General features: G+C 70.4%; 10 protein-coding genes. 4 read left to right on the forward strand and 6 right to left on the reverse strand.

All coding sequences use genetic code 11. From position 1 onward, the window contains the following. Nucleotides 1-103 precede the first annotated feature (103 nt). Nucleotides 104-871, reverse strand: coding sequence for a MerR family transcriptional regulator (locus tag IEY82_RS11635; protein ID WP_189124075.1), 768 nt, complete (start codon nt 869-871; stop codon nt 104-106). A gap of 145 nt (nt 872-1,016) precedes the next feature. On the opposite strand from IEY82_RS11635, the gene IEY82_RS11640 reads away from it, so the two are divergent. Continuing rightward, nucleotides 1,017-2,816: an ABC-F family ATP-binding cassette domain-containing protein gene (locus IEY82_RS11640; RefSeq protein ID WP_189124076.1), complete on the forward strand. Its 1,800-nt coding sequence runs from the start codon at nt 1,017-1,019 to the stop codon at nt 2,814-2,816. Between the two features lie 12 nt (nt 2,817-2,828). Here the strand turns inward: IEY82_RS11640 and IEY82_RS11645 are convergent, their stop codons facing one another. Further along, nucleotides 2,829-3,329: a MarR family winged helix-turn-helix transcriptional regulator gene (locus IEY82_RS11645; protein WP_189124077.1), complete on the reverse strand. Its 501-nt coding sequence runs from the start codon at nt 3,327-3,329 to the stop codon at nt 2,829-2,831. A 55-nt stretch (nt 3,330-3,384) separates the two neighbouring features. Between IEY82_RS11645 and IEY82_RS11650 the strand changes: the two genes are divergently transcribed. The 3 genes from IEY82_RS11650 (at nt 3,385) to IEY82_RS11660 (ending at nt 6,940) form a co-directional block, all read left to right on the forward strand. Continuing rightward, nucleotides 3,385-4,155, forward strand: a complete 771-nt coding sequence (locus IEY82_RS11650; protein ID WP_263648050.1) for a trans-aconitate 2-methyltransferase — start codon at nt 3,385-3,387, stop codon at nt 4,153-4,155. Nucleotides 4,156-4,277: 122 nt separating this feature from the next. Beyond that, on the forward strand, nt 4,278-5,753 hold the full coding sequence (locus IEY82_RS11655; protein ID WP_189124078.1) for a CYTH and CHAD domain-containing protein: 1,476 nt from the start codon (nt 4,278-4,280) through the stop codon (nt 5,751-5,753). Continuing rightward, the gene (locus IEY82_RS11660; protein ID WP_189124079.1) at nt 5,750-6,940 is read left to right on the forward strand and encodes a cytochrome P450; all 1,191 of its coding nucleotides are present in this window, start codon (nt 5,750-5,752) and stop codon (nt 6,938-6,940) included. The genes IEY82_RS11655 and IEY82_RS11660 overlap by 4 nt, the downstream gene beginning before the upstream one ends. Here the strand turns inward: IEY82_RS11660 and IEY82_RS11665 are convergent. From IEY82_RS11665 to IEY82_RS11680, 4 genes are all read right to left on the reverse strand, one after another. Beyond that, complete coding sequence (locus IEY82_RS11665) at nt 6,915-7,748, reverse strand: NUDIX hydrolase (protein WP_189124080.1); 834 nt, start codon at nt 7,746-7,748, stop codon at nt 6,915-6,917. The two genes, IEY82_RS11660 and IEY82_RS11665, sit on opposite strands and share 26 nt — an antisense overlap. Then, the gene (locus IEY82_RS11670) at nt 7,738-9,798 is read right to left on the reverse strand and encodes an RNA degradosome polyphosphate kinase (protein ID WP_189124081.1); all 2,061 of its coding nucleotides are present in this window, start codon (nt 9,796-9,798) and stop codon (nt 7,738-7,740) included. The genes IEY82_RS11665 and IEY82_RS11670 overlap by 11 nt, the downstream gene beginning before the upstream one ends. A 52-nt stretch (nt 9,799-9,850) precedes the next feature. After that, nucleotides 9,851-10,807 carry a TetR/AcrR family transcriptional regulator gene (locus IEY82_RS11675; RefSeq protein WP_189124082.1) on the reverse strand — a complete coding sequence of 319 codons (957 nt, stop codon included), beginning with the start codon at nt 10,805-10,807 and terminating at the stop codon, nt 9,851-9,853. Nucleotides 10,808-10,886: 79 nt separating this feature from the next. After that, nucleotides 10,887-11,825 (reverse strand): acyl-CoA desaturase, encoded by a 939-nt coding sequence (locus tag IEY82_RS11680; RefSeq protein WP_189124083.1) that lies wholly within the window; start codon nt 11,823-11,825, stop codon nt 10,887-10,889. Nucleotides 11,826-12,083: the final 258 nt, after the last annotated feature.

Genomic DNA, 12,083 nt, shown 5'->3' on the forward strand with positions numbered 1-12,083 from the left:
ATGCCAGGCGCTGGTCGCGACGTGAGTGGCCTCGGCAGGCCGGGGCGACCTCAACCAGCGAGGTGAGTGGCCTCGGCAGGCCGGGTGCCTCGACCAGCGAGGTTCAGCTCAACCGGGCGTGCGCGTAGGCGAGCATGGCGTCGCGCATGTACCCGGACAGGCCCTCGGCGATCCGCTCATAGTTCGCACCGAACCGCTCGTCGTCGACCTGCATCCGAGCCAGGTGCGTGTACTCCGCCGCGGTCGGCGACCAGAACCGGGTCAGGTGCCGGTAGTGAGCGTCGAGTTCGGCGAGAACCGTGGGGTCGTCGGTGGGGGTGCCGGCGGTCATGAACTCGGCCATCCGCATCATTCCCGCCGTCGCCTCCTGGCCCAGGCGGTCGATCTCCTCGGGAGGCAGGGTGTCCAGGAGCTCCTGTTGCCCGGACCGCTCCCAGTGCTCCGGCCACCGCTCGCGGGCCTCCGCGCCGTAGCGCACCCCGTCGAACCCCTCGAACAGGTTCTCCGGCCTACTGATTCTGGACATGCCGCCCTTCCCTTCGCTCTCCTGGAGTTCGGTGATGGTGCGGGTCACCATGCGGGCCACGGCGTCCAGCCGGTCGCGCTCCCGCAGCAGCCGCCGGTGGTGCTCACGCAACGCCTCCACCGGGTCGGTGTGCCGATCGATGATCTCCTTGATCTCGGCGAGACCGAGGTCGAGCTCACGCAGCACGAGGATCTGCTGCAACCGCAGTAGCTGGTCCTCCTCGTAGTGGCGATAGCCGTTCCCGCCGACCCAGGCGGGTGTCAGCAGCCCGATCTCGTCATAGTGGCGCAGAGTCCTCGACGTCACTCCCGACATCCGCGCCACCTGTGCGATCGACCATGCCATGGCCCGCTCACCCGTTCCCTGCCCATCACCGAGCCGGTTCTTCCGGCTCGTTCACGACGCTAGATGTTGACGCGACGGCAAGGTCAAGCACCGCTGCTCGACAGCGAGCCGGGAGGGCGCAGGGAGCCGATACCCTGGAAGCGCGATGAATCTGGTCAATCTCGAGTCTGTCTCCCATGCCTACGGGCCCAAGCCGCTGCTCCACGACGTCTCCCTCGGCGTCGAGGCCGGAGAGCGGATCGGTGTCGTGGGCCGCAACGGCGGTGGCAAGACCACCCTGATGTCGCTGATCGCAGGGGATGCGAAGCCCGACAGCGGGCGGGTGACGCACACGCGGGGCCTGAGGGTGGGGTTCCTGTCGCAGCGCGACGACCTCGACCCCGACCGGACCGTCCGGGAGCTGGTGCTGGGCGGCAGGGCCGAGCACGAGTGGGCCGGCGACCAGGGCGTTCGCGAGCTTCTCGGCAGCCTGATCGGCGATCTCGACCTCGACGCGCGGGCGAGCGAGCTGTCGGGCGGGGAGCGCCGCCGTACGGCGCTGGCCCGGCTGCTGATCGACGAGCACGACCTGATCATGCTGGACGAGCCCACCAACCACCTCGACATCGAGGCCATCGCCTGGCTGGCGGCTCATCTGGCCGCCAGGAAGAGCGCGCTGGTGGTCGTGACGCACGACCGCTGGTTCCTCGACGCCGTGTCCACCCGCACCTGGGAGGTGGTCGACGGGCGGGTCGAGCGCTATGAGGGTGGATACGCGGCTTACGTGCTGGCGAAGGCGGAGCGGGCGCGCATCGCCCAGGCGTCCGAGGAGCGCCGCCAGAACCTCATGCGCAAGGAGATCGCCTGGCTGCGGCGCGGCCCGCCCGCGCGCACGTCCAAGCCGAAGTTCCGCATCGAGGCCGCTCAGGCGCTGATCGCCAACGAGCCGCCGCCCCGTGAGAGCGTCGAGCTGGTGAAGTTCGCCACGGCGCGGCTCGGCAGGACCGTCTACGACCTGGAGGACGTGACCCTCCACGCCGGTGGGCCCGGCAGCGGGCCTCTGGTGCTCGACCGGACCACCTGGCAGTTCGGGCCGGGCGACCGCATCGGGCTGATCGGCGTCAACGGCTCCGGCAAGTCGTCGGTGCTCCGGCTGCTCGCCGACACGGTCCAGCCCGACTCCGGGCGCGTGGTCAGGGGCAAGACCGTGCGGATGGCGCATCTGTCGCAGGAGCTGGCCGAGCTCGACCCCACCCGGCGGGTGCTGGAGACGATCGAGGACGTACGCAAGTACATCCAGGTCGGCAAGAAGGAGTGGACCGCCTCCCAACTGCTCGAACGCCTGGGCTTCAAGGGTGACGCGCAGTGGAAGGTGATCGGCGACCTGTCGGGCGGCGAGCGACGGCGGCTGCAACTGCTCCGGCTGCTCATGGACGACCCCAACGTGCTGCTGCTCGACGAGCCGACCAACGACCTCGACATCGAGACCCTCAACGAGCTCGAAGACCTGCTCGACGGCTGGCCGGGCACGCTGATCCTGGTCAGCCACGACCGCTACTTCCTGGAGCGGGTGACCGACCGCAGCGTCGCGCTCCTCGGCGACGGCAGGTTGTCGCTGCTGCCCGGCGGGGTCGACGAATACCTCCAGCGCCGGGCGGCGGGCGCCGCGCTCACGGCCCGGGTCGGTTCGGCCGTGCCCGCCGAGCGGGTGGCGGCCGAGGCGCCGGCCCAGCCCGCGGGGATGTCGGCCAAGGAGGAGCGGGAGCTGCGCAAGGAGCTCAACCGTCTCGAACGCCAGCTCGACCGGCTCAGTGACAAGGAGGCCAAGCTGCACGCCGCGATGGCCGAGGCGGCGAGCGACTACGCCCGGCTCGGTTCTCTGGACGCCGAGCTGCGCGACCTCCTCAGCCAGAAGGACAGCATCGAGGCCGAGTGGCTGGAGGTCGCCGACAGCCTCGGCGACTGACCGCGCACCTCTTCAGGAGTCGAACGGTGTGAGGAGCGTGCGGAGGAGTGCGGCGAGGGTGCGCCGGTCGTCGGCGCCCAGGCCGGAGAGCAGCTCCCGCTCCCGCCGCAGCAGGTCGGAGAAGGCGGCGTCGACGCGCGCCTGCCCCGCCTCCGTCAGGGTGACCAGGACGCCGCGCCGATCCTCCGGGTCGGGCCGGCGGACGACGAGACCGGCCTGAGCGAGCCGGTCGATGCGGTTGGTCATCGTGCCCGACGTCACCAGGGTGGCGCGGAGCAGGCTACCCGGGCTCAGTTCGTACGGCTTGCCGGCCCGGCGCAGCGCGGTGAGCACGTCGAACTCCCAGGGCTCCAGGTCATGCTCGGCGAACGCGGCCCTCCTGGCCCGGTCGAGGTGCCTGGCCAGACGCGACACGCGGGAGAGCACCTGGAGCGGCTCGACGTCGAGGTCGGGGCGCTCCTCCCGCCAGGCCCGGACGAGCCGGTCGACCTCGTCCTGCGGATCCTCGGTCATGACCCAAGTGTACTGTCTTGACATCGAGATAACTATCTCGCTATCAATTATCTCTATGTCGAGAGATATCTGGGATCCAGCGACGTATGCCAGATTCGCCGACGAGCGGTCGAGGCCGTTCCACGATCTGATCGCCAGAGTGGAAGCGGACCGTCCCGATTATGTCGTGGACGCCGGCTGCGGCACCGGCGAACTCACCGTGGAGTTGGCCCGGCGCTGGCCGGAGGCGACCGTGGAGGGCTTCGACGCCTCGCCGGCCATGATCCGGAAGGCGAGGGAGCCGGCGGCGAGGCCCAGGTTCGAGGTCGCGAACGTGACCACCTGGCATCCGGACCGGCCGGTGGACGTGATCGTCGCCAACGCCGTGCTCCAGTGGGTGCCCACGTACCGTGACGTGATCGAGCGCTGGGTGGAGGCGCTGAGCCCCGGGGGCTGGCTGGCCTTCCAGGTGCCCGGCAACTTCGACGCCCCCAGCCACCGCGTCATCCGCGAGCTGTGCGCCTCGCCCACCTGGTCCGACCGGCTCGGCGACCTCGACCGCGACAACCCCGTCGACGATCCGGTCGGCTACCTCGACCTCCTGTACGGTCTCGGCTGCCGGCCCGACGCCTGGGAGACGACCTACACGCACGTGCTGCGGGGGGAGAACGCGGTGCTCGACTGGGTCTCGGGCACCGCGCTGCGGCCCGTCTTCGATCGGCTGGACCCGGCCGAGCGGGACAGGTTCGCCGCCGAGCTGGCCGGGCCGCTGCGCGAGGCCTATCCGAGCCGGGAGTACGGCACGCCGTTCCCGTTCCGGCGGATCTTCGTGGTGGCGCGGAAGTGAGCATGGGGCCCGGTGCGTACGTCGCGGATCTCGTGGGCGATGGAATCGAGCTGCTGCGGCCGCGGTGATCATCCTGTTCCAGTGGCATGATTGTCCTCGAAACGGACCTTTTGCGAGGTGCTGTGGGCATCGAGATCGAGGACAAGTTCGACGTTCCGCCCGACTTCGAGATTCCGGATCTGAGCGGGCTGGCCGAGGTCGTCGGCCCGAAGAGCCACCGGCTGGTGGCGCTCTACTACGACACCCCGGATCTCCGCCTGGCGGCGCGAGGCGTCACGCTCAGGCGCAGGCGCGGCGGCGACGACGCCGGCTGGCACCTGAAGCTGCCCAAGGCCAGGGGAGTCCGCCAGGAGATCGCCCGGCCGCTGACCCCGAGCACGAAGGTGGTGCCGCCGGAGCTCGCCGAGCTGGTGCGCGCCTACACGCGCGGCGCGGAGCTGCGCGCGGTCGCCGAGCTCGACACCCGCAGGAGCGTCACCCTGCTGCGTGACGGCGACACCAGGTTGATCGAGGTCGCCGACGACCAGGTCAAGGGCACCGTGCTCGGCGAGGAGCGCAGGATCGCCCGATGGCGCGAGGTGGAGGCCGAGATCCTCGACGGCGACCGCGCCCTGCTGGCCAAGGTCGGCAAGCGCCTCAGGAAGGCGGGCGCCACCCCGTCCGACGCGGTCAGCAAGCTCGCCAGGCTCCTCGACCGGCCCCCTTCGCCCGTGGCGGACACCGAGCCGGGCAGCGCGGGCCGGGTCGTCGTCGACTACCTCGCGAGCCAGGTCGCCGCTCTCCTCTCCCAGGACCCCCGCGTACGGCGGGCCGAAGAGGACGCCGTGCACCAGATGCGCGTCGCCTCCCGCAGGCTGCGCAGCGCGCTGAAGGCGTTCAAGACGATCGTGACCGACACCCGCGAGGTCCAGGAGGAGCTCAGGTGGCTGGGCACGGTGCTCGGCGAGGCCCGGGACCTGGAGGTGATCAGGGCCAGGTTCGACGGGCTGCTGGACCGGTTGCCGCCCGAGCTGGTCGCCGGCCCGGTCCGGGGCAGGCTCGCCGACGACCTGCTCACCCGTGAGCGGGAGGCGTACGCGCGGATCAGGGACACCCTGAGCGGCCGGCGCTACTACGCCCTGCTGGACCGGCTCGACACGCTGGTGACCGAGCCGCGGCTGGCCAAGGCGGCGGCGAAGCCGGCCCGCAAGACGCTCACGAAGGTGGCGACCGCCGGCTGGGACCGGGTGACCAAGGCGTACGACATCGCCCAGGAGACCGAGGATCCGGCGCAGCGGGTGATCGCCCTGCACGACGTGCGCAAGGCGGCCAAACGGGCCCGTTACACGGCGGAGGCGCTCGAACCCACCCTCGGCGACCAGTTGGGTGAGCTGGCCGAGCTGGCCGAGGGCGTACAGGAGGTGCTGGGCGCGCAGCGGGACGGCCTGGTCGCGCAGCAGACGCTCGCCGAGGAGGCGGAACGCGCCCGGCGGGCGGGGGAGGACACCTTCACCTACGGGCTGCTGATCGGCCTCGAACGCGCCGCCGCCGAGCGGGCTGACACGCGGTTCCCCAAAGTGTGGGCGCGGACCGTCAAAGCTGTTAGGAAGGTGATATGAATGACATTCCCATCGTGCCCTTCGCACGCAGCGACCCGCTGAGCGTCCCCGCGGCCTACCGCGAGCTGCGGGAGCGGGAGGGCATCGCCAAGGTCCGCACCCCGATGGGCGACGAGGTCTGGCTGGTCAGCGGCTACGAGGACACGCGCGCCCTGTTCGCCGACGGCCGGCTGAACCGCTCCCACCCCGAGCCCGGGAGCGCGGCCCGCGTCTCCGCCTCCGCCCTGATCGGCGGCCCGCAGGGCGACGCCGCGACCGAGAAGCCCGAGCACGACCGGATGCGCAGGTTGTTCGTGCCGTCGTTCTCGGCCCGCCGCATGAAGGCCCTCAGAGAGCACGTCGGCACCCTGGTCGACGAGCGGCTGGCCCATCTGGCGAAGCTGACACCGCCCGCCGACCTGCACGCCGAGCTCTCCTTCCCGCTTCCCGTGCTGGTCATCTGCGAGCTGCTCGGCGTGCCCTTCGAGGACCGCGACTACTTCAGCGGCGTCTCGGCCCGGATGGGCGACGCGACGGACGAGGCCCTCGGCCTGGCCGCCCGCGAGGAGATGGGCGCCTACATGGCCGATCTCATCGAACGCAAGCGGCACACCCCGGGAGAGGACGTCCTGTCCGACCTGGCCGGTGAGCTGGACGACGACGGGAAGATCGCGCAGCTGGCCGGCGGGCTGCTGTTCGCCGGGCACGAGACGACGGTCAACCGCATCGACTACGGCGTGCTGCTCCTGGAGATGAACCCCGGCCAGCGCGCGCTGCTCAGCGCCGACCCGGGGCTGGCCGCCGCCGCCGTGGAGGAGATCCTCCGGCTGGCCGCGCCGAGCCTGCACGGCCTGCCGAGGTACGCGCACGACGACATCGAGCTGAGCGGGGTCACGATCCGCAAGGGCGAGGCGGTGCTGCTCATGACCGGCGCGGCGAACAGGGACGAGCGCGTCTTCGCCGAGCCCGACGCCTTCGACCTGCGCCGGCCGTTGAGCGATCCGCATCTCAGCTTCGGCTGGGGACCCCGGTTCTGCATCGGGGCGAGCCTGGCCCGGGTCGAGCTGGAGGCCGTGTTCGGCAGGCTCTACCAGCGCTTCCCCGACCTGCGCGTGGCCGTGCCGGTGTCGGAGCTGCGGCGGTCGGAGGGGCGCATCACGGAGGGGTTCGCGGAGCTGCCCGTCACGTGGAGTGCCGCTCCACGCTGATCACCCGCTCGCCGATCCGGTGCACCACGGCGAACGCGCCCTTGCGTAGCCGCGTCTCCTCGCCGGTCAGCGCGCGGATCAGGCCGGGCAGCACCTTGCGGTGGCTGCACACGGCCGCCGGCCGGCGCAGCGACCGCACCAGCGCGGGCGTCTTGCCCGGGTCCTGGCTCTCCTCGCCGAGCAGCGGCTCCAGACCGATCTCCATGCCGTACGGCTCCAGCGTCTGGACGCAACGCAGGCTCGGCGAGCTGAGCAGCGTCTCGGGCCGGTAGGCCGGCAGCACGTTGGCCAGGGTCGCCGCCTGAGCTCGGCCGTCGGGGTCGAGCGGCCGGAGCGCGTCGTCGCCGCCCCACTCCTGCCGGGCGCCCGCGCTCGCGTGCCGTACGAGGACGAGGGGGACGGTGTCGAGCGGCGCGGCAGAAACGGCGCGCAGCAGGCCCGCGTCCCACTCGTAGCTGAGCAGCGCGGCGGCCTCGTCGGCCGGCAGCCAGCGCAGCTCGTCCACCTCGTCGCCCGGGACGAAGTCGTCCCGCGCCAGCACGCGGCCCACCCAGTAGTCGACCCGTTTCGTCCGGCCCTGGCGCAGGTAGTGGGCAGGCGGCAAGGGGCGGCCGAGCGACACGCTCAGGCCCGTCTCCTCGCGCACCTCGCGCAGCGCGGCGGCGATCACGTGCTCGCCGGGCAGCAGCTTGCCCTTGGGGAAGGTCCAGTCGTCGTAGCGCGGCCGGTGGATGACGGCCACCTCCGGACGGCTCTCGTCGCCCCGCCACACCACGGCTCCCGCGGCCCGCAGCGGATCAGTCGTCAACGGTCCTCCAGCGGTGGGTGCCGATGAGGTGACTCTGCAGGTCCTCGCCGGGGTGGCGGGCCCACGTGCCGTCGGCGTTCAGCCACCACGTGTTCGTGGTGTCGGCCATGGCCAGGTCCATCAGCCCGATCAGGTACGCCTTGTGCTGCTGGGCGGTCACCTTGACCAGGGCCTCCACGCGGCGGTCGAGGTTGCGGCGCATGAGGTCGGCACTGCCGATCCACACCTCCGGCCGCCTGCCCAGGCCGAACTCGTAGACGCGGGAGTGCTCCAGGAACCGCCCCAGGACCGACCTGACCCGGATGTTCTCCGACAGGCCGGGCACTCCGGGGCGCAGGATGCAGACGCCGCGTACCCACAGGTCCACCGGCACGCCGGCGCGGGAGGCGCGGTAGAGCGCGTCGATGACCGGCTCGTCCACCAGCGAGTTGGTCTTGATCCTGATCCGGGCGGGGCGACCGGCCCGCTGGTGCGCGATCTCCCGCTCGATCCGGGCCAGCAGCCCGGCGCGCAGCGAGTGCGGCGCGACCAGCAGCCGGCGGTAGGCCGAGTGGTGGGAGTAGCCGGTCAGGTGGATGAACAGGTCGGTGACGTCCTCGCCGACCAGCGGATCGGCGGTGAGCAGGCCGAAGTCCTCGTACTGCCGGGCGGTCTTGGGGTTGTAGTTGCCGGTGCCGATGTGGCAGTAGCGGCGCAGCTCTCCGGAGGGCTCCTGGCGGACCACCAGGGCCAGCTTGCAGTGCGTCTTCAGGCCGACCACGCCGTAGACCACGTGGCACCCGGCGCGCTCCAGCTTGCGGGCCCAGCTGATGTTCGCGTGCTCGTCGAAGCGGGCCTTGATCTCGACGACGACCACCACCTGCTTGCCCGCCTCGGCCGCGTCGATCAGGGCGTCGACGATCGGCGACTCGCCGCTGGTCCGGTAGAGGGTCTGCTTGATCGCCAGCACTCTGGGGTCGGCGGCGGCCGTCTCGATGAACTTCTGCACGCTGGTCGAGAACGAGTCGTACGGGTGGTGGACGAGCACGTCGCGCTCGCGCAGCAGGCCGAACAGGTCCTCGTCGGCGCCCACCGCCTCGGCGGGCACGAAGGGCCGGTAGCCGAGCTCGCCGCGTTCGAGGTCGGCGATGGCGTGCAGGCCGGTCAGGTCGAGCGGGCCGGCGATGCGGTAGATCTCGTACGGCGCGACGCCCAGCTCCTCCACCAGGAGGTCCAGCACCTCGGGGGAGATCGTGTCCTCGACCTCCAGCCGGACCGGCGAGCCGAAGCGCCGCCTGAGCAGCTCCTTCTCCAGGGCCTGCATGAGGTTCTCGGTGACGTCCTCGTCGACGTCGAGGTCCTCGTTCCTGGTCACGCGGAAGACGTGATGCTGGACGATCTCCATGCCCTTGAAGAGCTGCCCGAGATGCGCCGCGATGACGTCCTCCAGCGGGACGAACCGGTCCTTCGACACGGGGACGAACCGGGGCAGCTGCGAGGGCACCTTCACCCGCGCGAACACCGTCTGGTCGTCGGCCGGATTCCGCACGACGACCGCCAGATTGAGGCTGAGCCCGGAAATATACGGAAACGGGTGGGCAGGGTCGACGGCGAGCGGCGTCAGGACCGGCCGGACCCGCTCCCTGAACAGCTTGCGCAGCTCCGTGCGCTCCTCGCGGCCCAGGTCGTCCCATCTGACGATCGCGATGCCCTCGGCGGCGAGCTGGGGGGAGATCTGCTCGTGGAAGGCGGCCGCGTGCCGCCTGGCCAGCCCGTCGGCGATCGTCGCGATCCGCGTCAGCTCCTCGCGCGGTTTGAGCCCGCTCTTGGTCCGCAGCAGCAGACCGGTCGCCATGCGACGTTTCAGCCCCGCGACGCGGACCCGGAAGAACTCGTCCAGGTTGCTCGCGAAGATGGCCAGGAACCGTACCCGTTCGAGAAGTGGTACGGAGGGGTCCTCGGCCAGTTCGAGCACGCGCTCGTTGAACTGCAGCCAGCTCTCCTCGCGGTTGAGGAACCTCTCCTGAGGCAGGGCCGGCTCGCCGTTCCGATCGAGCATTTCGACGGACATATCCGGAATATGCCCCGTCAGATTGAACGGAACGTTAACTGCGCCGCAACGGCTACTCCTGCTGGTCAGGCTGGCCGGGCCGGGCGGCGAGCCGAGCCTCCCGCTGACGCAGCTTGTCCTCGCGCTCGCGGGCCTTCTCGGTCTCCTTCCGGAGGCGTTCGCGCTCCTTCTCCGCCTCCTTCTGCAGGCGTTCGCGCTCTTTCTCCGCCTCCTTCTGCAGGCGTTCGCGCTCCTTCTCGGCTTCCTTCAACAGGCGTTCGCGCTCCTTCAGCTCACGAGCGCGGAGCTTCTCGGCCTCGCGGAGGTCGCGCTGGCGAACCTTCTCCGCCTTCTCCAGCTCCCGCTCCCTGGCCTTCTCCAGCTCGCGTAGCTCCTTGTCGCTGGAACGGGGCTTGGCGGCGGCCGAGTGCGTCCGGGTGGTGACGGTGATGGCCGGCTGCGGATTGAGGTTGGTCAGGCCGTTCCACGCCAGGTTCACCAGGTGCGCGGCCACCTCCTCGCGCCCCGGCTTGCGCACGTCGAGCCACCACTGCCCGGTCAGCGCCACCATGCCGACCAGCATCTGGGCGTACATGGGCGCCAGCTTGGGGTCGTAGCCGCGGCCGGCGAACTCGTCGGCGAGCACGTCCTCGACCTGACTGGCGATCTCGCTGATCAGGCTGGCGAACGTGCCCGTGCCCGACGCGGCGTGCGAGTCGCGCACCAGGATGCGGAAACCCTCGCTGCTCTCCTCGATGTAGCGCAGCAGCGCGAGCGCCGCCCGCTCCAGCTTGATCAGCGAGTGGCTGGCGGACAGCGCCTCGGTGATCATGCCGAGCAGCTTCTGCATCTCGCGGTCGACGACCACCGCGTAGACGCCCTCCTTGCCGCCGAAATGCTCGTACACCACCGGTTTCGACACCTGGGCGGTCGCCGCTATCTCCTCGATCGAGGTCCCGTCGAACCCCTTTTCAGCGAACAGCGTGCGGCTGATGTGGATCAGCTGCTCTCTTCGCTCTCTTCCGGACATGCGCCTACGAGATCGGGATTCGGTCACGGTTTCCATAATGGCGCTGCCGGGCGCGGGACCGGTCACCAAGGTGCCGGGGTCAGGCAACCCGCTTCGCCGCCAGCCGCTCCGGCGTGGGCCAGCGCACGTCGTGGGCCCAGCCGAGCTTCTCGAACATCCTGATGACGCCCGCGCTCAGGTCGATCTGCCCCTTCAGCACGCCGTGCCTGGCGCAGGTGGGGTCGGAGTGGTGCAGGTTGTGCCACGACTCGCCGAACGACGGGATGGCCAGCCACCACACGTTCCGCGACTTGTCGCGGACCTGGAACTCCTCCTCGCCGAACACGTGGCAGATCGAGTTGATCGACCACGTCACGTGGTGCAGCAGGCCGATGCGGACGAGGGTGCCCCAGAAGAACGCGGTCAGCGCGCCCTGCCACGACCAGGTGAGCAGCCCGCCGAGGATGCCGGGCAGCACGAGCGAGGTGACGGCCAGCGCCGGGAACGCCTTGTGCAGCCTGACGACGTCCGGGTCCTTGCACAGGTCGGGCGCGTACTTGTCGCGGTTGGTGCGCTCGGCGTCGAACATCCAGCCCATGTGCGCGTAGAGCAGGCCCTTGGACATCGACTTGAAGCCGGGGCCGAAGCGCCACGGGGAGTGCGGGTCGCCCTCCTTGTCGGAGAACTTGTGGTGCTTGCGGTGGGTGGCCACCCAGTCGAGCACGGACATCTCCAGTGAGAGGCTGCCCGCGATGCCCAGCGCGATCTTCAGCGGGCGCTTGGCCTTGAACGATCCGTGGGTGAAGTAGCGGTGCAGCCCGACGGTCACGCCGAGTCCGGTGACGACGTAGAAGACGAACGCGATCGCGATGTCCGTCCAGCCGAGCCCCCATCCCCAGGCGACCGGCACGGCTGCCGCGATGGCGATCAGGGGCAGTCCGACCACCAGTGCGAAGGTGACGAGCTCGGTCTTGGTGCGGACTTCTGGGTCGGCATCGGGTTTGGGCGTCGGCGTCGGACGCTCGGAGAGAACGGTCATGGGCTACCTCTCACGGCATGTATGGGGATGATTGTCCGGCTACGCAACCGTAACCTACGCCATCGTAAGTTAGGAAGACCTAAGCCACGAATATGAGATAGGTGACGCTCCGCCTTGCGATGAGAGTCGGATTCGTGGCTTGCCGGTGGTCCGGTTTTCTGCTAGCCGACTGCCCTACCCATCGAGGGCGGGGCCAATCGGAGGAGCCGATCGGCCGTGACATGACGGTGATCCGATGCGACGCGAATCCCGGCGCGC

This window comes from Nonomuraea cavernae (assembly GCF_014646355.1).
Classification (GTDB): domain Bacteria; phylum Actinomycetota; class Actinomycetes; order Streptosporangiales; family Streptosporangiaceae; genus Nonomuraea; species Nonomuraea cavernae.

Coding starts and splice junctions, on each gene's coding strand:
- IEY82_RS11635 (WP_189124075.1), bottom strand. CDS start 871: ATGGCATGGTCGATCGCACAGGTGGCGCGGATGTCGGGAGTGACGTCG.
- IEY82_RS11640 (WP_189124076.1), top strand. CDS start 1,017: ATGAATCTGGTCAATCTCGAGTCTGTCTCCCATGCCTACGGGCCCAAG.
- IEY82_RS11645 (WP_189124077.1), bottom strand. CDS start 3,329: ATGACCGAGGATCCGCAGGACGAGGTCGACCGGCTCGTCCGGGCCTGG.
- IEY82_RS11650 (WP_263648050.1), top strand. CDS start 3,385: ATGTCGAGAGATATCTGGGATCCAGCGACGTATGCCAGATTCGCCGAC.
- IEY82_RS11660 (WP_189124079.1), top strand. CDS start 5,750: ATGAATGACATTCCCATCGTGCCCTTCGCACGCAGCGACCCGCTGAGC.
- IEY82_RS11670 (WP_189124081.1), bottom strand. CDS start 9,798: ATGTCCGTCGAAATGCTCGATCGGAACGGCGAGCCGGCCCTGCCTCAG.
- IEY82_RS11675 (WP_189124082.1), bottom strand. CDS start 10,807: ATGTCCGGAAGAGAGCGAAGAGAGCAGCTGATCCACATCAGCCGCACG.
- IEY82_RS11680 (WP_189124083.1), bottom strand. CDS start 11,825: ATGACCGTTCTCTCCGAGCGTCCGACGCCGACGCCCAAACCCGATGCC.